The 19,237-nt window shown below is 48.1% G+C and carries 19 protein-coding genes and 1 tRNA gene; 5 read left to right on the plus strand and 15 right to left on the minus strand.

Translation table 11 applies throughout. From position 1 onward, the window contains the following. Window positions 1-51: 51 nt before the first annotated feature. Genes B5E53_RS08190 through B5E53_RS08200 form a run of 4 tightly spaced genes read right to left on the minus strand, consistent with a single transcriptional unit; the run spans window position 52 to window position 5,603 of the window. Window positions 52-1,647 carry a beta-galactosidase gene (locus tag B5E53_RS08190; protein WP_343215615.1) on the minus strand — a complete coding sequence of 532 codons (1,596 nt, stop codon included), beginning with the start codon at window positions 1,645-1,647 and terminating at the stop codon, window positions 52-54. After that, entirely contained in the window at window positions 1,545-2,078 is a 534-nt protein-coding gene (locus B5E53_RS20095; RefSeq protein WP_343215616.1) for a beta-galactosidase, read from the minus strand. The genes B5E53_RS08190 and B5E53_RS20095 overlap by 103 nt, the downstream gene beginning before the upstream one ends. Further along, complete coding sequence (locus B5E53_RS08195) at window positions 2,071-2,760, minus strand: sugar O-acetyltransferase (protein WP_343215617.1); 690 nt, start codon at window positions 2,758-2,760, stop codon at window positions 2,071-2,073. The genes B5E53_RS20095 and B5E53_RS08195 overlap by 8 nt, the downstream gene beginning before the upstream one ends. Continuing rightward, complete coding sequence (locus tag B5E53_RS08200; RefSeq protein ID WP_087313962.1) at window positions 2,733-5,603, minus strand: YfhO family protein; 2,871 nt, start codon at window positions 5,601-5,603, stop codon at window positions 2,733-2,735. The genes B5E53_RS08195 and B5E53_RS08200 overlap by 28 nt, the downstream gene beginning before the upstream one ends. A gap of 240 nt (window positions 5,604-5,843) precedes the next feature. On the opposite strand from B5E53_RS08200, the gene B5E53_RS08205 reads away from it, so the two are divergent. The 5 genes from B5E53_RS08205 to B5E53_RS08225 all read left to right on the plus strand — a co-directional run bounded on the left by B5E53_RS08205 (window position 5,844) and on the right by B5E53_RS08225 (window position 9,875). Further along, on the plus strand, window positions 5,844-6,545 hold the full coding sequence (locus B5E53_RS08205) for a response regulator transcription factor (protein WP_087313964.1): 702 nt from the start codon (window positions 5,844-5,846) through the stop codon (window positions 6,543-6,545). Continuing rightward, the gene (locus B5E53_RS08210; protein WP_087313966.1) at window positions 6,538-7,941 is read left to right on the plus strand and encodes a HAMP domain-containing sensor histidine kinase; all 1,404 of its coding nucleotides are present in this window, start codon (window positions 6,538-6,540) and stop codon (window positions 7,939-7,941) included. Before B5E53_RS08205 ends, B5E53_RS08210 begins: the two co-directional genes overlap by 8 nt. A gap of 208 nt (window positions 7,942-8,149) precedes the next feature. Beyond that, window positions 8,150-8,232 (plus strand) — tRNA-Leu (locus tag B5E53_RS08215). Between the two features lie 308 nt (window positions 8,233-8,540). Beyond that, on the plus strand, window positions 8,541-9,020 hold the full coding sequence (locus B5E53_RS08220) for a class I SAM-dependent methyltransferase (RefSeq protein ID WP_343215618.1): 480 nt from the start codon (window positions 8,541-8,543) through the stop codon (window positions 9,018-9,020). Between the two features lie 39 nt (window positions 9,021-9,059). Then, window positions 9,060-9,875 carry a methyltransferase domain-containing protein gene (locus B5E53_RS08225; protein ID WP_087313970.1) on the plus strand — a complete coding sequence of 272 codons (816 nt, stop codon included), beginning with the start codon at window positions 9,060-9,062 and terminating at the stop codon, window positions 9,873-9,875. 172 nt (window positions 9,876-10,047) lie between these two features. Here B5E53_RS08225 and B5E53_RS08230 read toward each other — a convergent pair whose 3' ends face one another. The 11 genes from B5E53_RS08230 to B5E53_RS08275 form a co-directional block, all read right to left on the minus strand. Continuing rightward, a complete protein-coding gene (locus B5E53_RS08230; protein ID WP_087313972.1) occupies window positions 10,048-10,287 on the minus strand; it encodes a hypothetical protein in 240 nt (79 codons plus the stop codon). After that, window positions 10,275-10,643, minus strand: a complete 369-nt coding sequence (locus tag B5E53_RS08235; RefSeq protein ID WP_162611856.1) for a nucleotidyltransferase domain-containing protein — start codon at window positions 10,641-10,643, stop codon at window positions 10,275-10,277. The genes B5E53_RS08230 and B5E53_RS08235 overlap by 13 nt, the downstream gene beginning before the upstream one ends. Window positions 10,644-10,875: 232 nt before the next feature. Then, the gene (locus tag B5E53_RS19715) at window positions 10,876-11,037 is read right to left on the minus strand and encodes a hypothetical protein (protein WP_242963585.1); all 162 of its coding nucleotides are present in this window, start codon (window positions 11,035-11,037) and stop codon (window positions 10,876-10,878) included. 72 nt (window positions 11,038-11,109) lie between these two features. Then, window positions 11,110-12,261, minus strand: a complete 1,152-nt coding sequence (locus tag B5E53_RS08240; protein WP_275532672.1) for an MFS transporter — start codon at window positions 12,259-12,261, stop codon at window positions 11,110-11,112. Window positions 12,262-12,285: 24 nt separating this feature from the next. Further along, the gene (locus B5E53_RS08245) at window positions 12,286-12,747 is read right to left on the minus strand and encodes a MarR family transcriptional regulator (RefSeq protein WP_087313976.1); all 462 of its coding nucleotides are present in this window, start codon (window positions 12,745-12,747) and stop codon (window positions 12,286-12,288) included. Between the two features lie 332 nt (window positions 12,748-13,079). Continuing rightward, a complete protein-coding gene (locus B5E53_RS08250) occupies window positions 13,080-14,297 on the minus strand; it encodes an aminotransferase class I/II-fold pyridoxal phosphate-dependent enzyme (protein ID WP_087313978.1) in 1,218 nt (405 codons plus the stop codon). A 103-nt stretch (window positions 14,298-14,400) separates the two neighbouring features. Beyond that, window positions 14,401-14,592 carry a hypothetical protein gene (locus B5E53_RS08255; RefSeq protein WP_087313980.1) on the minus strand — a complete coding sequence of 64 codons (192 nt, stop codon included), beginning with the start codon at window positions 14,590-14,592 and terminating at the stop codon, window positions 14,401-14,403. A gap of 127 nt (window positions 14,593-14,719) precedes the next feature. Next, window positions 14,720-16,459 carry an AAA family ATPase gene (locus B5E53_RS08260; RefSeq protein ID WP_242963589.1) on the minus strand — a complete coding sequence of 580 codons (1,740 nt, stop codon included), beginning with the start codon at window positions 16,457-16,459 and terminating at the stop codon, window positions 14,720-14,722. An 88-nt stretch (window positions 16,460-16,547) separates the two neighbouring features. After that, entirely contained in the window at window positions 16,548-17,483 is a 936-nt protein-coding gene (locus B5E53_RS08265) for a M14 family metallopeptidase (RefSeq protein ID WP_087313982.1), read from the minus strand. Continuing rightward, entirely contained in the window at window positions 17,480-18,418 is a 939-nt protein-coding gene (locus tag B5E53_RS08270) for a M14 family metallopeptidase (RefSeq protein WP_087313984.1), read from the minus strand. The genes B5E53_RS08265 and B5E53_RS08270 overlap by 4 nt, the downstream gene beginning before the upstream one ends. Continuing rightward, entirely contained in the window at window positions 18,324-19,211 is an 888-nt protein-coding gene (locus B5E53_RS08275; protein WP_087313986.1) for a transglutaminase family protein, read from the minus strand. The genes B5E53_RS08270 and B5E53_RS08275 overlap by 95 nt, the downstream gene beginning before the upstream one ends. Between the last annotated feature and the right edge of the window lie 26 nt (window positions 19,212-19,237).

Below are 19,237 nucleotides of genomic sequence, written 5' to 3' on the forward strand. Positions count from 1 at the left end.
TATTATAAAACGCATCAAAATAAGTTGCAAATGCCTGAAATGTATGCTCTGCTATGCCTGAAAGGTTTGGAATGAAAAAATCTTCACGTCATATCCTTTTAAGAGAACTTCTCCTTCCGGATACGTCTCTCCGGAAATCAGATCCACACCGGAAAACGGAAGCTTTATTTTTGTATCGGCAGCATTGTGATTGAGCACGAAAAACAGCGTTTCTTTTTCATTCTGACGGCTCGTGACCTCCACGCCTTCCGGCGTTTCCAGTACCGGACGGATGTGACATTTCGCACAGATATCTCCAAGGAAATCCCGGTAAAACTCCTCATTGGAGGAAGCCGCCACAAAGCAGGCGTATCCTTTTCCCATCCGGTTTCGGGTGATAACCGGCATTCCCGCATAAAAATCAGACAGATAACCTGTCTCATCCATCTGTTCCGCCCCTTCCGGATGAAGCAGATCACAGAGGATCCTGGCCGGATAGGTTTTTCCACGATAACGAAATGCATTTTCCTGATCAGGCGGCAGCGCATCCTCCTCTTCCACCCAGATGCCAAGAATATCCCGGAGTTTGCCCGGGTAACCTCCCGGCACGATCAAATCATTTTCCTGCACCATTCCGCTGAAAAATGTGGTGACAAAGGTTCCTCCCCGCTGGACGAAGCTTCGGATATTCTCATCGTCCTCTCCCTTTACCATATACCAGACCGGGGCAATGACCAGAGAATAGGCGTCAAGGCTCTGTTCCGGGCTGACGATATCGATGTTATAGTTCCTGTTTCGGAGAGCCATGTAATACTTTCCAAACTCTTCCAGATATTTAAGCTCTCTGGTCGGACCGGCCGAGTATTCCATTCCCCACCAGTTATCCCAGTCAAAGATCATGGCAATCTCCGAACGGGTGCGCATGCCAAGGGTGCGGCTGCCCAGACGACAAAGTTCCTGTCCCAGAGCGGAAACTTCCCGGAACACACGGGTATCTGCCGTCCCGGCGTGTTCAATGACCGCCCCATGGAACTTCTCACAGGCGCCGGCGCTTTTCCTCATCTGGAAAAACATAACCGTGTCTGCTCCGTGGGCCACCGCCTGATAGCTCAGCAGACGCATCACGCCCGGCCGCTTCAGCGAATTATACGGAAGCCAGTTGGAGACCGTTGGCGTCTGTTCCATCAGTGCAAAGGACTGTCCGCCCTTAAGGCCGCGCATCAGGTCATGAGCCATGGAAGTTCTTGCATAAGGCTCGCCGTTATCCGGGTAGCAGTCCCAGGAAATAAAATCCATTTCCGGCGCCCATTTAAAGTAATCCAGCGGTTTATAAAAATCCATCAGATTGGTGGTGATCTCCGCATCGGGGATCACTTTCTTTATGGCCTGATACTCCAGACGGTAACATTCCAGCATAGAATCCGACATAAACCTCCGGTAGTCCAGAGAAATCGGCTGAAAATATGTCCGTTCCGGCTCAAAATACTCGGATCGCATATCCGGCGCCACGATCTCTTCCCAATCATAGAAAGTATGTCCCCAGAAAGCCGTATTCCAGCTCCGGTTCAGGCACTCCAGTGTATGGTATTTCTTTTGCAGCCACAGCCGGAAATTCTTCTCACAGTTTTCACAGTAACATTCCCCGCTGTATTCATTGAAATGTGCCACGCCACGATATTATCATAATCTTTATAGCGCTCCGCCAGCTTTCCGGCCAGGATCCGGGAATATTTCCGGTATGTCGGACTGTTGGGACAGGAATTCGCCCTTCCCCCGAACTTTCTTTTCCGGCCCTCAAAATCAACCCGGAGAATATCCGGATATTTTCTTGCCATCCAGGCCGGATGCACCGCGGTGGAAGTGGCCATGCAGACTTTCAGTCCGTTCTCCCGAACCATCTCCATGATCCGGTCCAGCTGTTCAAAATGATATTCTTCTTCTGATCTCTGCAGCAGCGCCCAGGAAAATACATTCAGTGTCACAATATCAATATACGCTTTCTGAAACAAAGCCATATCCTCTTTCCATACTTCTTCCGGCCACTGCTCCGGGTTATAATCTCCCCCGTATAGGATCTTATCCGCCTTTCCCTCAAACATACGATTTCTCCTTCTGAATCCGGTCTGCCTCCGTAATCTCCCGGATGACCCGGCATGGGTTTCCCATGGCAAGGACGTTGGCAGGAATATCTTTGGTCACTACGCTCTTGGCTCCGATGACGCTGCCTTCCCCGATGGTCACGCCAGGAAGAATAGTGACATTGGCTCCGATCCAGACATTGTCTCCCACGGTGATCGGCTTTGCGATCTCCAGTCCCTGATTCCGCTCTTCGGCCACCAGCGGATGAATGGCAGTGTACATACCGCAGTACGGCCCGATAAAACAATACTTTCCGATGGTGATCGGCGCACAGTCCATGAAATACGCATAATGATTGACAAAAGTATTGTCGCCGATACGGCAGTTGTAACCGTAATCTACGTTGAAAGGTGCCAGGACAGCGCTGTCTCTGCCATGCTGTGCCAACAGTTCCTCTAAGATTTTATTTTGTTTTTCGGCATCCCGGGGCGCCGTATGGTTAAAAGCAAAACAGAGATCCTCTGCCTGCATGCGTTCTTCCAGAAGTTCCGGATCATAATTGGCGTCGTACCAGAGTCCCAGATCCCTTTTTTCCCGTTCGGTCATTTTCTCTTTCCTCGTCTTTCCGTTTTTGCTTTTTATGGTAATATACCCCGGAGAAAATGTAAAGAAAATTATATGGCTGTTTTCTGCCGTGCCCATATGCTTTTTCTCCTGCCTGTCCGGAGCAGCAGCACAAACCAGACAAGACCCGTAAACGACAGCACTTTTCCCGCCGTCACTCCCGGTGCATGATAAATAATAGTTATCTCGTGCCTTCCCTCTCCCACCGAACAGCCAAGAAAAGCCGTATTGACATCTTTTGCCGCTGTCTGTTTTCCATCCACATAGATGGTAAAGTTCTTTTCATAAGGAATGGTCGTGACCAAATCCCCGGCTTTTGTCACAGTCATCTGACCGGAAATCACATTCCCCCTGGTTTTGTCCGTATTTAACCGGATCTGTGACTGATATAGTCCGTCCGGGTCTCCGACACGCTGTTCCGGCAGCTTGGCGAGAAAGGCACGGATTCCTGACAGCTGGTATGTTCCTTTTCCAAAGGTCAGCTTCGCCGAACGCTGTCCCTCTTCCAACGGAACTGCAAAAGTAAACGTTGTGTTTTCATTATAATAATAATGACTCTTTGCCGTCAGGGTATTCTTCATCTCTCCCACCCAGATGGAAAGATCCTGATCCGGATGCAGGTTTTTCACCTGAAACTGCAGAAATAGTACTTTCTGTTGTGGATTTTCACTGACTGATCTTTCTGTGGGGAGAGCAACGGAAATCTCCTCTTCCGCCTCTGCGCAGACAGCAAATCCCCCGGCAGTTCCGGAAATCCATCCGGTCCCGCTGATTCCCGCGGCAAAGTCACCGGAAATATCCTGCACGCCGCTGTCCCGGCAGATTTCTTCTTTCACATTTTCTGCGGACGATGTTTTATCATCATCCACCGCATAGTAAAGCAGCGCCAGCTGATTATACGGAAATTCCAGTTTTGCGTATTCGGAAGCTGATATCATCCGGTCTGTGCTGTAGATGACCGGAGACGCCGATGGATTTTCATAAATCTTCCATCCGCCTTTTTCTGCTGTTTTTGCGGCGCCCGGCACCGTTTCTTTGGAACAGATATACTTTACGCCCATAAATTTCTCAAAAACCGGATTGCGTGAGGACGACTGCATCAGGCAGTTCCGGAAAGGCTGTTCCAGTTGAAACGTCTTTTTGCGGAAGGTATCGTAACCCTGATGATACCCCGAGGAATACAGGGAGGAAATGTACTGATCGTTTGTCCATATACGATTAATATCCGCTTCATTTTCTTTATCGGTTCCGGACTGCTCCGCCCGGTAAAATCCCGTTTCTTTTGCCAGCGTCTCCGACAGCAGCCTGCCGATCTCCCTGTCGTTGACCGCCTTATAAAAGTCTTTATCCAGCATCCGGTCCATACTCTGATGACAGACGACTCCGAAAAATGCCAGAAAAAGGATGGAAGGTGCCAGAAGAAAAAGCGCATTTCTTTTTCTCCAGAATATACAAAAGAAGACGGCCATCAAAACGGCGTCCGCCAAAAGAAGCCAAAAACACCAGCTGGCGCCGATTTTATTTTTTTCTGTGATAATGAGAGCGCTCGTCAGCACATAGGGTAGAATAGAAGAAATAAATCTTCTGCCTGTCTCTGATGTGGTCATCCTTCCTGTCTTCGGTCCATTTTCCAGGGAATGAAGATACAGGGCGATGAGATAGCAAAGCAGAGGGAGAAACGGGATTAGCGCCTTATCCCGCATATAGAGCCCGCCGTTTAACAGCCAGGAAAAAAGCGGGATACATAAAATAAACAAACAGCTTCCCGCCAGTATCTTATCCTGCCATTTTTTGAAAAATAAAACAGATACGAGGATCGTAAAAGCCAGTGTCGTAAGGCCCAGACTGTAAGGATTATAGCAAAACTCTTTGATGCGAAACTGCGGAATCAGAAGTTCCTGCCAGGAAATGCCTGTGACGCTGTTTTCTCTCCCTGTGAGAGCAAAAATCGTCGGCACCAGAAGAATGCTGCTCATCATCACGGCAATCAGAAGACGCAGTAGAAAAGCCGCCCCCTCTTTTAAGAGGCCCGCCGCCGTCACCTGCCGCCGCATCCTGCCGCACTCCATAAGATAACGATGGATGGCGTACACTCCCAGAACAAGCATACCTCCGATGCTGAAATAAAAGCTGGTCATGATCATCAGAAAAACGCTGACGATCAAAAGCCCGCTGCTTCTTGCCCGGAAAAATGTACGAACGTTTCCTTTCTTTTTTGCCATTCGGACAGCGGAATCGCTGTTCTCATTCCGGTTCTTTCTCCCTGTTCTTCTCTCTTTAGTGAGACATACATATTTCTTCCTGAACATCTGTTGTCCGGTGCCGGAAAAATTCCAGGAAACGGCTCTCCGTGAAAAATACCGGTCCACACCAAAAAAGCCCATACACAAAAAGGGCATATAGTTGACAAACATAATCTGATTATAGGAATGAAAAATCATTGGCGCCGCCAGAAGAAACAGCACCGCAGTGCCAAAACAGATCCTCTCTCCGAACTTCTGGTTTCTGAGCCAGAGATAAACAAGGATCACGGAAACTGCCAGACAGACAAACTGTGCCCCCATAATATAATCGGACATCTTCACAAAAGGAAGCAGATAAGAAAGGAGAATGACCGGACTGTACAGCCCGTAGTAGGAAAAATGATATATATTCTGTCCTCCCCCGATATTTGCCGCAAATTCCGGAAACAGATTTCCTGTGGCATAAAACTGCCGGCGAAAATAATCCGGAAGTACGCTGTGCTGACTGATCCAGTCTACTTTTGAACCAAACGCTCCCTGCCGCAGACAAAACAGCCAGCAGAAAAAAGCGGAAAGTAACAGAAGAACCAGGGCCCGGTACCAGAATGTCCTCTTCCCGGTGCGGCTGGCAATAATATCCATCTTCGTTTTTCCTTTCTTCCATGTCTTGTCCGTCATTTTCCCATTATTCCCCTTTCACCAAAACAGTAAGCTTCTTTTCAAACCGATTTTTGTTTCATTGCAGCAGAAGCCTGCCGTTCATCTACTTTTTGATTTTTCCATTTAAAACCGTACTTTAAACGACTCTCCTTAAAATATCCCCAAAGAAAATCTTAATTTTTCTTAAGAAGAGCCCTTTTTTTCTTAAACTTCGGTATAATAGACACATCTTTTCCATGGAAGGGAGAACGTACAAACATGGAACACTCACGAATTTTAATAGTCGACGACAATCCGGAAATACGGGAAATCATTCATGTTCTTCTGGAAGGAGAAGGTTTTTTGATCGAGGAGGCGTCCGATGGAGAAACGGCGCTGAAACTGACGATGGAAATGGATTTTGATCTGATCATTCTTGATATCATGATGCCAGGGAAAAACGGCTATCAAACCTGCGTCTCCATCCGGAAAAACTGTAACGCGCCGGTGCTTTTCTTAAGCGCCCGCACGAAAGACAGCGATAAGACTCTGGGATTTTCCAGCGGCGGCGATGATTACTTGGCCAAACCTTTTTCCTACAATGAATTGATCAGCCGCAGCAAAGCCCTGATCCGCCGCTATCTGGTCTATAAGGGAAAAGACACGCCTGAACCGCCGGAAAAAGTACTCCGGTTTCATCATCTGGAGATTCACGAGGAGACAAGGGAAGTCCTGGCCGACGGCAGACCCCTGGTGCTTACGGACACAGAGTATGCCATCCTTCTTCTCTTTATCACCCACCGGCATCAGATTTTCTCCGCGGAACATTTATATGAGGCCGTGTGGAAAGAGCCCTATTATTACGGAGCCAACAATACGGTCATGGTACATATCCGGAATCTCAGGAAAAAAATTGAAAAAGATCCGAGAAATCCGGTCCTGATAAAAACAATATGGGGAAAGGGGTATCGCTGTGATTAAACGCATGAAAAACCGGCTGTGTTCACTGAAAATCCGGCAGCAATTCTTTCTTCTGCTGCTGGTCTCAGGCGTTCTTTGCTTCTCATTGTTCCAGTTTTTCTGGCAGAGCAAATGGGAAGCCGCCTATGCGGTCCGGCAGACCGGACTTCTGCCGCTGCCTTCTCTGCGGGAGGACTTTTTTCAGGAACTCTATGAAGAAGCCAGGGACTATTCCGTTCCTGACAAAGAAAATAATGCGGCGCAGCAGCAGGCATTTGCTCCTTTTTTTGATATTTGCGACGCCTACACAGGATTATACATTTACGGAGCCGACGACGGTCTCTACCGCGCCGGAAAGTTTCCGGAATACTTTTATGACCACAGCAGTCTCTTTTTCAATCTGGCTCTGGATTTTACAGACAATATCGGCGAGGAGCACTATGAGCTCTCTCTGCCTTTCAAAAACGGATATTACAGCGTTCAGATTCTCTGTTATCACAATGCGGAATTTATGTTTTATTATTACATTTTCTGTCTTCTTTTCTGCGTGGCGCTGTTTTTGTCTGTGCTTTTATTTTTTATCAGCCGGAAAATGCAGTCGGTCATTGCCATGGAGCAGGAAATCCTCCGCATGTCCACCGGCGACCTGGATCACCCTGTCCGGGTTCGGGGACAGGATGAGATCGGTATTCTGGGGCAGGAGCTGGACAATCTCCGTCAGACTCTCCGGGAAAATATCCGGCAGGAACAGGAAAGCCGGAAGGCCAATCAGGACCTGATCACCGCTCTCTCCCATGATCTTCGCACACCCCTCACCATTCTCCGGGGGTATCTTGAAGTGATGCAGCTGCGGCGCAATCCTGAGATCCACGAGGAATATCTCCGGCGCTGTCTCAAAAAAACCGGCGATATTCAGGAACTGACCGACCGGATGTTTGAGTACGCCCTCGTCTCCGAGGAGGAAGAAACGCCGGACTTCACCTGCCTTTCTACCAGCGATGTTCTGCAGTATCTCCGGGAAAACTGCGAATATATCCGCCTGGCCGGTTTTCACACACACTGTCGTTTTTCGGAGGAAAGCGCCAGTCTCACCAGCGACCGTCTGATGCTGAAACGGATTTTTACCAATCTGTTTTCCAACATCCTCAAATACGGCGATAAGGAACAGCCGGTGGAAGTATCCTGCGCCCTCTTCCTCAACCGGGAACAGATTCATATTTCCATCAAAAATACCATCCGTCAGGAATATTCTTCCGATGACAGCAACAATATCGGCCTTCGAAATGTACAGAAAATGGCAGAGCTTCTTCACGGACATCTGGAAATGGAGCGAAGTCAGGAAGTATTTACCATTCATCTGACATTCCCATTAAAAAAGAAGAACTCCTCTCCGTTCCGGCTGACGCTTCGTCAGTGAATATCGTGACAGAACTCAGACCGGTGTTGACCCGGGGCAGTTTTCAGAACTGTATAAATTTGCAGAATTTTTCAAAAAAGATTGACATGTGTCTATGGGTGTGATAATATATCAGAGTTGATGTGCAAAGCCAGCTATGACAGCTGCATGATACATTTTCTATGTTTTTCGAATATTCATTTTGCTCTCATGAGCAGATGAAGGACACGCCGATGTGGCGGAATTGGCAGACGCACTTGACTCAAAATCAAGCGGAGATAATCCGTGCCGGTTCGAGTCCGGCCATCGGCATAAGAATTTAGCTCTGAACCATGAGGTTCAGGGCTTTTTTACTGCACAATAATAAATCAATTCTTAAAAGAAATTCCCTTCGCCTGTGCGCGAATCAATGTTTCTAAATTCTTGCTTTCCTATTGCTTTTTCACACAGGATAAGATATACTGAGTACATATTGGTTAGTTATTACTAACCATATGATCTGCTTTGAGGAGTTGATCCTCTGCCCTTTGATGGTGGCAATGCAGTCAGGACTGAGTTTGGTCATGAATACGCTGTGGCAGGCAGGATAGCCGTTTGCAATGTTCATAAGGAAGAATACTATGCCGGAATTTGCTTCCCGTTCCGCTAATATGGACCGATATATCCAGGACTTCCTCCGCCGCAAACCAGGGGGCGTAATCGCAGAACTGGGGTGCGGGCTGGAGACCACCTTTTACAGGAACGACAACGGGCATACCCGCTGGTACGCTGTCGATCTGCCGGATGTGATGGAATATCGAAAGACACTGCTCCTGGAACCGGAACGACAGACATACTTTGCCGGCGATGCCTTTTCAGATGACTGGATCAGGCGGATTCGTATCGATGTACCGGATGCGCCGGTGCTGGTTACGGCCGGCGGTCTGTTCCACTATTTTGAAGAGGAAAAAGTACTTGCCCTTATGCGGATGCTGCAAAGCTTCGGAAATGAGGAACCCTATTACCGCCATATCGACAAGACCGGGCTGAAACTCTCCACAAAGCTCAGCATGAATGTATCCGACCGATTTTGTATGGTGAAGATGGTGCATGTGAAATAAAGCAAGAAAGATTTAGCTAAATAAGGAGATGATATTATCATGCAAGACAGGAATTTCCGACAGGCAGTAATCCGCCTTGGGACGCACGGAGAGAATTACGGGAGCTGGATGTCAAACCCTGTTTTCTATGTGGCAGGCGGCCTTTTGGCGCTGTCTGTGGTACTGGCGGTGCTGTCATTTACGGTGTTCCATATCACGGCGCTGGGTGTGATGTTCGTGATTGCCGCAGTGATCCTGCTGGCGCTGCTTCTGTGGTGTGCCTGGATACGGCGGCAGTATGCCTTCGGAGGCGGCGGTATGATGGATCAGACTCACCTGGTCGTCCTTTCCCATCTGAATTTTGACGGGCAGGGGCAGTTTCTGGAAGTGGGCTGCGGCTCCGGGCCATTATCCATCCGGGCGGCCCTCACCTGGCCGTCGGCCCAGGTGACAGGCATTGACTATTGGGGCGCAGACTTCGGCTACAGCCAGGCTATGTGCGAGAAAAACGCCGCAAGCGAAGGTGTGAGCGCCCGGTGCCGGTTTCAGCATGGGGACGCCAACAAGCTGGACTTCCCGGATGAGAGCTTTGACGCCGTGGTTAGCAACTACGTCTATCATAATATCATGGGTTCGGACAAACAGGCATTGCTGCTGGAAACCCTGCGGGTGCTGAAAAAAGGCGGCGTGTTCGCCATCAACGACAACATGAAACCACGGGCATACGGGGATATGGATTCTTTCGTCCGGAAACTGCGGGGTATGGGCTATGCGGATGTACGGCTCATCGATATGACCCGGGAGATCTTCGGCTCCCGCCGGCGGGCGGCCATGATGATGCTGGGTGAGTCCCGGATGCTGGTAGGGCGGAAATAGAGGGGAAGGGGATGATGCTGATTTGATATTATTTTACTGAAATGCAGCTAAAATACAGCGGCTAATCAACTGCGATTAACCGCTGTAAACTTCTCCTTAATCTGTTATATCCGTAAATTGTGCAATGCTGTCTTCCGTAAATTGTTTACATAGTTTAATTGCTTCCGCACAGTCATCTAAATCCTCTTGATTTAATGTCAGAGAATCTTCCCCTTAAAACTCTTTCTTTCTCTTCATTTTCGATGCTGTTTTCAGGCTCAGAAAATTCTGAAATCAAATGCTTCAGATATCGTTCACAAACACTTTGTGCCATTGCGCCCATCTCATTAAATAACTGACCACTATTATATGCAAACATAAAATATTGATAGGAATTATCTGCAAAATCTTTATATGTTCTCAGCTCTTCCATAAAATTATACCATCTTTCTTGATTACATTATAAAAAAAACTTTTGGCGCTGTTAAAGTTTGTCACAGTGGCAACTTTTAAATCGACTTCTATGCCGGATTTCATCTCGATTTCATCACACAAAATATTTTTCAAATCAAAAATCTTCTTTTTAGGCGGCATCTCATTCACCAGAATCATCAAATCAATATCACTGCCAAATCTTGATCTGCTTTTAGCACAACTGCCAAAAAGAATGATTTCCTCAAAAACTAAATCAAAACACTGAATAATCTCAACACATTTATTGATTGCATCTAAATGACGTTTCGATACCAAACAGGATTTATTTAATCCTTGCAATGTCTCCTTTTTCATTCTTGTGTATATGACCATTATCATGATACCTCTCTAAAATCCAATACTATTCTGCTCTATGATATTATCCGGGATAAAAATCCATTTTTTACATTATACACATTCTGCATACCTTTTACAATTTGTTTTATATGTTTCTTCCAGGGATTCTGTACCGACGGTGATATCCTCCGGTACGGCGTTTTATGTATTTCCCGCACGGTTTTACGCCGCAGGAAGCGGTGAATACCTTTTATTTCATACTCTGCTTCTTTCGCACAGCGAAAATCGAAATCAGCAGAAGCACCAGGGTGCCCCCAGCCATACAGAGGAAGGAAATGTTCATACCATGTATCATGGCCCGTTCTCCATAGGTTGATGCAGAAGCTGCACTGACCACTGTCATGATTCCCACAAATACTGCAGATCCGATGGAACCGGCAATGGTTCTGAAGGAAGACAGCAGAGAGGAAGCATCTGCTACTTTCTACGGCGCCACATTACTGGTACCCCAGGTAAGAAGAGGCATCATCAGGCTGCCGATGGAAATGTTCCGGATCACATTTAATGCGGCTGCCACCCAGAGCGGCGTGCTCAGGGAAAGAAAATACATGCCGATGTTACTGATAAGAAGAGCTGCGGAACCGGCTACAAAGAGGCGTTTGATTCCCATTTTGTCATAGATTTTACCGGCAAAAGGGCTGACCACCGCCGTGGCAAAGGAACCCGGCAGCGTCACAAGGCCTGAGGTCACCGCGGAATAGCCCATGACACTCTGCACATAGAGGGGCATCATCACGGAAGATCCCATCATCACAAGGTAAAGCACCATGCTGGCGATAACGCTGACCGCGTAATTCCTGTTCGCGAGAATCTTTACATCGAGGAACGGTTTTTCCAGGCTGCACTGTCTTACCACGAAGAATACGCAGACCACCGCGCCTGCGACCAGAGGCAGCCCCGCCTCCACGCTGATCAGGCCGAAGCTGCTGATATTGCCGATTCCCAAAGTGATGCCGCCGAAGGCAATGATACTTTCGATAAAAGAAATCACATCAAACTTCTTATCCTGCAGTTCCAGTACATTTTCAAAAACAATAGCTGATAACACAAAGGAAATCGCCATGATCACAAGAACCACATAAAAAATGGACTTCCAGCCGAAGGCGTCAATGAGCAGCCCGGCGATGGTCGGTGCCACAATGGGAGCTGCCGTGGTGGCCAGTCCGTAGGTTCCCATCATGGTTCCCCGGTTTTCCACCGGATAGATGGTCAGGATCACCACCTGGGCCGCCGACATCAGCACGCCGTTGCCGCAGGCCTGCAGGACTCTTCCCACCATCATAAAACCGAAATTTCCTGCGAAAATGCTGAGCAGCAGTCCCACGATAAAGGCTCCGATCCCCGTCAGATACAGCTTCTTCGTTGGAAAACGGGTGATCAGAAACGCGGTCAGAGGCAGCACCATTCCCATGGCCAGGGAATACCCGCTGGTCACCCACTGCCCGATGGATGTGCTGACTCCAAAATATTCCACCACATTTGGCAGGGCCGTCGTCATGGCCGTGGACAGCGTGGACGAGGCGATGCCTGAGACGATCAGACAGAAAAAGATCAGACTTCTTTTTCTGCTGTTGATTTGATTCCTTCCTGTGTATTCTCTTTACTCTCCATGATGTACCTCCATTCTGTGCCATACTTTCTGATTGATATTGTCTGTCATCTTCTGCAGAGTCTCTTCCGTCAGTGCCAGAGCCTCGGAAGAGATTCCCTCCCGAAACGTCTGATAAAAATCCGCGTGAATCTTCTTGATCTGTTTTGCCGCCGGTATCGCTTTCTCCGTCAGATACAGATGTTTCACCCGGCGGTCTTTCTCATCGCCGGTCACACGGATATACCCTACTTTTGTGAGCTTCCGGATGGTCTTTGTGAGCGTTGCTTTATCCACCCGGAACCGCTCCACCATCTCCTGGGGCGAAGCTCCAGGAGATTCATACAGATATTCCACATAAAACTGCTGTCCCCATCCGATCTCATAGTCAGACAGACCATGGTCATAATACATTTTCATCAGTCTGTCAAAGATGGACACCCAGCGTCCCATGCTGGAAAAACTGTCGCACATTTCTTTTCACACTCCTCCTGATATAAAAGTGCAGGATTTTTAGTTACATTTTCCGCACAGTTTCCAACGTCGTTCCTGTGCATTTGCAAACTGACTTTTCGCGTGAGAAACTATAACACAAAATAGTAGCGAGGTCAACTATTATTTTATAAATTAATATCTCATAAACATTTTCCCACTTCCATTATAAATTTCATTTTTATTCTCATAAAAAACCATGGTACAGGATTCTTTCTGTTCTTCAAATCCTATACCATGGTTTCCTGGTTTATTGCATTATATTTTACGGCAGCAAATGTATATCCTCTGTCACAAAAAAGACATTGCCCATATCACAGCAAAAATACATACTTTTTCAACCGCCCAAAGGCTTCCCTGATCCTGCTGGCAGGGGAAGCCAGATTCATTCGGATATGGCAGGGCCCGCCGAACGGCCTTCCGTCCTGCCAGCCGACACCCACATCCCAGCCTGCTTTCAGCAGCTGTTCAATGGTCATTCCCGCCTGTTTACAGTATTCCGTGCAGTCCAGGAAAATCATATACGTTCCCTGAGGCATGGCAACATCCACTCCGCGGAAGTTTTCCCTGATAAAGTCCACGGCATAGCGGGCGTTCTCCTCAAGAACCGTCCGCAATTCTTCAAGCCACTCACTGCCCTCCGGTTTATAAGCGCCGATGAGGGCGTGCATGGAAAGAACGTTCATCTCATTATAGTGGGTCGCATCGCCGTACCGGGTGATCCTGTCCCGCAGATAGTCACTGTAAATGACATCGAAACTGCCGATCATGCCCGCCAGATTAAATGTTTTGCTGGGCGCATACACGGCGATCACATGCTCCCTCGCCCAGTCACTGACCATCTGCGTTGGAATGTGCCTGTGGCCGGAAAAGGTCAGGTCCGCCCAGATCTCGTCGCTGATCACATAACAGTCGTTGGCCGCATAGACTTCCATGGCCTTCTCCAGTTCCCAGCGTTCCCACACCCGGCCGCAGGGATTGTGCGGCGAGCAGAAAATCGCCAGATGGATGTGATTCTTCTTTAATTTCCGGTCCATATCCTCGTAATCCATCCGCCAGATGCCATCCGCATCTTTCTTAAGCGGGCTGAACACAGACTTTCTTCCCAGTCCTTCGATATCCGAAGTGAATCCCAGATAAAACGGGCTGTGAATCAGAATCTTATCTCCCGGCTGGGACAATACGTTGACCGCGCTGGTCACACAGCCGTGAACGCCGTTCTCGTAGCCGATATGTTCTTTTTTCAGTCCGGTCACGCCGAAATGCTTCTCCTGCCACCGGATGATCGAGTTATAATACTCTTCTGACGGCCGGAAATATCCAAAAGCCGGATGCCTGAGTCTCTCCATAACCGTCGCTGTCACAGAAGGACAGGTGGGAAAGTTCATGTCTGCCACCCACATGGGAATAAAGTCAAAGCCTTCCTTTGGCTCATCCGGCTCATTGCCCCATATTTTATCCGCTCCGATACCGTCAATGGCCAGGGCATCCTTACCCCTGCGGTCCATGATGGAAGTAAAATCGTATTTCATGTGAAATCATCCTCCGTTTCTGTCTGTCAAAGTAGTCTTTTTTGATGATACCACAGAGGAAAAGAGATTTACAGCAGATTTTCAGGTCCTTTATCTTCTTACTTTAGATTTCATAACCTGCCATATATCCTTCATAGATGGCGGCAAGTCCGTTTCTTACCTTTTTGGAGTCGCCGATGACTTTTACCGGGACGCCGATTTCGTTCAGTTCCGGCTCCAGCGTATTGACCGGTCTTGAACCGGCGGCAACCACGACGGTATCCACGTCTTCCAGAATAATTTTTTTGCCTTTCATACCTTTCAGCCTCCTCCTGATATAGAAATACGGGATTTTCATTTTGAAATAATTTTACCATGATAAAGGCATAAAAAAGGGAATCCCAAATTGTTTGGGATTCCCCTGAGACAACGTCAAAAAAGCATTACAGTTTTTCACATTTTTTTACCAGGCATTCTTTTTTGTAAAAAGCCACCCCGTATGCCAGTATATCCTGATAGCCTTCCTGCTGAAGAGCAGCGGCGTAATTCTGTTCCGTAATCTGGCGGAGAGCTTCCCCGCATTTTTTTTGCAGTTCCTGATAAGTCTTTGAAACTTTAATCTCAAATATAACTGCTTTGCCCTTTACGCTGGGATATTTTATAAGGATATCCGGGCGGCCGCTGCCGGACTCCCGGTTAGAAAGGACGATATAGCCGTTCATATTTTTCAGCATTCCCGTGAGAAATCCGTGGTAATAGCTTTCCTGATAATCATAAAAACTGATGGTCTCCATGAGATTCTCCGAAAGGATTTCTGATATTTTTTCTGTGTCTCCCTCCAGGATACTCTCATAGAGGGGCGATAACTCCTTCTTCCTTGTCTGGCTTTCAAACCAGCGCAGGACCGTAGTCTTGTAAATGTATCGGACCTCCCTGTTGGGAATGGCCAGTTCCATCAGAACATTTTCTTCCTCCTGTCTTTCGCTGACCTTTTTTAAATAGCCGGTAAAATACAGAAAATTCCAGAGGGCATCCTGTGTGGAATCCATATCTTCATAGGTGATATCTTCATGAACCGGTTTTATGATCGTTTTTCCTTCAATCAGAGCCTCAATCTCCTGCTTGACTGACAAATCCGCTTTCTCGACCAAAGTACGGACGATACTGTTGGAGCTGGTATTGGACCAGTACGGTTTCGGCAGCGCCTTTTTATTCTTATAACAGGACTGTATATAATTAATAACACTCCAGGGATTATAAACTTCCGTCTCACCAAACTGATAGCCGTCATACCATTCCCGGACGATACGGGCATTGTCCTGCAGATCATAAGCTTTAAGCAGCGCATCTACTTCCTTTTGCGTGAATCCAAAATGCTCTGCATAAGCATCGCTGGTGATTGAAATCACATTGAGGTTATTCAGTCCTGTAAAAATAGATTCTTTACTGATACGAAGGCAGCCGGTCACCACAGCAAACGCAAGATTCTCGTTGGATTTCAGCACGGACTCGAACAGGGAACGAATCCTGTCGGCCATCTGTTCATAAAAATCATGAAAATACGCATTTTCCAGCGGCACATCATACTCATCAATCAATACAAGAACTTTTTCTCCGGTACACCGGTACAGGCAGTCTGACAAAAAGCGAAGGGCGTCCGCATAATCCGCTTCCTCTCCTTTCAGGTCACGGATGCGGAGATATCGCTCTTTCTCTGCCTCAGTCAGTTCTCCGCTCCGCTTGATTTCTTCCCAGTGTCTTAAATATTCCTGCCCGATAATCTTCTGGAGCATGGAAAAAGAAAGCGCACAGGAAGGCTGTTTCATGGACTTTAACGAAATACTGATCACCGGATACTTCCCCATGTGAGACAGATAGCGTTCTCCTGCATCCATGATTTTTAATCCCCGGAATACATCCTCTCCCTGAGCATCTGTGGAATCAGGATAGTTTTTCTCAAAAAAACAGCGGAGCATACTGATATTCAACGTCTTTCCGAAACGGCGCGGACGGGTAAAAAGATTGACTTCTCCTTTCAGGTCCAGCAGTTCTTTTATCAGCAGGGATTTATCCACATAATAATATCCCTGTTCTATTAATTTTTTAAAATCATCAATGCCAACAGGCAGCGGTTTCCATCCCACAGCAAAACCTCCTCTCCGGCGCAAAACATCCTGTTTCATAGTATTATCATATATTTTCTGTTCTTTTGCAACCGGAGCCGGAAAATATTTATAAACAAAAAAACCGGGATTGTCAGAAAAAGGAATCTTAATTATGCAGCCACCGGATAATCCGGCAGACGATCTCATTCTCTGTTACCAGCGGCTTTTTATGCATGAAAAATACGACGCCTTCCGTGGGCGATAACACTGTCGAGATCACGTCTCCTTCATAAGGGTGGACGATTTCCGCCAGCGGTTCTCCCCTCTGCACTTCATCGCCGGGATGGACCAGCCGCCGGTAGATGCCGCCGGTATCGGTTTTCACTGAAGTCAGCTCTTCTTCGCCGATCACTGTGGATATATAACCATTATGGCTGTTGTATTTCAGGATTCCCATGCGGGTGAGAAAGCGAAGGACCGCAGACACCGCCTGCCGGGCAGATTTCTCATCAATAAAGTCTGTCTCCGTAGTATAGAGAGAGAAGGCGCTGGTATCCCAGATCTGCCAGTTATAATTTAAGGTTGTGGTGTCAATGGGCCTTGGCTTTCTTACCACCACATAAGGGAGACCGAAAAGGCCTGCCAGACTGGTATTCTGCCTTCCGGTGTCCATCATCCGCACATGGGGAATGAAATCGCCGGGCATATAGAAGCTGGCAAACTGGATGCCGTAATCGTAATCTTTTATCTTCTCAAAGACGCCGGCGGCAATCCGCTGGGTGGTCTCTCCCAGATCATAGCCCGGGAACATCCGGTTGATATCTGTATTGTCCACCGGCCAGAACCGCTTGCCGATATTCATGGCATGATGGTTGACGGAAGGGATCACCATGATTTCCTTATCCTTGGAAACAGCGCCCGCCGCCTCCAGCTTCTGCAGTTTTCGCACCAGCTGTGAGCAGACATAAAGCTGCTGCACCTCGTTGCCCCGCAGACTGCCCACAATGCAGGCAGCCTTTTGTCCGTGTCCGAAACAATATCCGCTGACGGTCAGCGTATCCCGGTAAGGGGATTCTAGACTGTATATTTCTGTTTTTCTCATTTTTCTATGCCTCCCAGTATCCGTCCCAGCAGAGAACCACTGTATACCACCGGATACTCTCTTCTTGTAAATAACAATCCCTCCGCCGGCGCGGTCACTGCCTGTTCCACGTCACCGGTCAGTGGATTCAAAATCTCTCCGAGGAGCGTTCCTTCTTTTACCTGCTCCCCGATCTGAACCTGCGGCACATAGATGCCCGCTTTATCTGCATTTAAGTAGCTGACCGCCCGGTCTGTGGAAATTACCGGTTCCCGCACAGCCGCGGTCCCGCCTTCCCAGAGACCAAGTTCCCGCATGACATTTAAGATGCCGTCCACCAGACGGTATCCATATTCTCTGGTGATCCGCATGCCGACTCCCATCTCCACCACCAGCGTAGGCGTGCCGGCCTGGTTGAGACTGTAGGCGAGAGTGGACTCCAGCACTGTGGAATTGGCGTGTATCCAGACCAGATCCACATTTATTTTCTCTGCCAGAGGAACCAGTGTCTCCGCCGTCATCTCATTGATCCGCACCTGCGGAAGCTCCATCAGGAAAATATTGCTGGCGTGGATGTCCACGCACAGATCTGCGCCTTTCAGATCTTCTGTCAGATGGTACACCAAAGATTCCATCATCGCTCCCTTTTCATTGCCCGGAAAAATCCGGTTCATATCCAGATCAAACATAGGAATCCCCCGGGTAATAGAATCAATTCCCAGGGGATTTAATGCCGGATATACGTCCACGATCCCACGAAGCTGTCCGGGTTCCGCCTTGAGCCTTCTTAAAAGTTCATAACAGACGAACTGTCCCTCCAGCTCGTCCCCGTGGGTTCCGGTCACCACCGCGATCCTCTTTTCATTGCCTGTGGGATGAGCCGGCATGATCCTGTTTTTCTGAATCCGAAGGCTTTCGTCTACCGGAAGCTTCATGGCCACCACTGTCTCTGTCATCGTCTATTTCCTCCACATTCACATAAATCTTTTGTTCCTGAACTGCATTTCCCCAAAAACATCCCTTATCCACCGGGCAGTCCTTATAATCTCTTCCATGGGCCAGCTTAATGTAATAATCATCAATATGCAGGTTATTGGTCGGATCCAGTCCGTACCAGCCGCCGTCGGTATACACTTCCACCCAGGCATGAGTATAGCCCTCCCCGATCATCAGGCCATTGACATACCGGGCCGGGATCCCCATGTACCGGAGAACCGCCGTCATGATGTGAGCATAATCCTGGCAAACGCCCCTGCCAAGACGCAGCGCCTCCCCGGCGGTGGTATGGATATCTGTCACCCCGGGGATATACGTAAAATTCTCATATAGATCATTCATGACGCAGACGGCCTTTTCCATGGCGGTATGCGCTTTTTTCTCCCGGCAGACCGCCATCTGACGCTCTGCAAAGGCAACGACTTCCGGTGTATACTGTGTATAGACGGACGGATAACGGTACATGGGATGCAGGCTTTCTTCCTGCACCTGCATGCCGCCCTGCACCTTTGCAGTGCCTGCGATTTTATAAGAAAAAGAATCGTGAAGTCCATCCACGCACCCACTTAAAAGGATATTTCCAAAACCATCCCTTGACCTTGAGATATAATCCGCCGGAGCGATGGTCTGCTCCGTAAAATCTATCTTTTGCCGGGCAGAATCTCCCGGAATGCAGCGGAGCGCGAAAGCATGGTTTTTTACCGGGGAAGAAAAATGCAGCTCCATGGTATATACAAACTTAAGTATCTTCATTTTCTGTGCGCTGTCTTCCGGAATGC

This window comes from Eubacterium sp. An11, assembly GCF_002161065.1.
GTDB classification, from domain to species: domain Bacteria; phylum Bacillota; class Clostridia; order Lachnospirales; family Lachnospiraceae; genus Anaerobutyricum; species Anaerobutyricum faecale.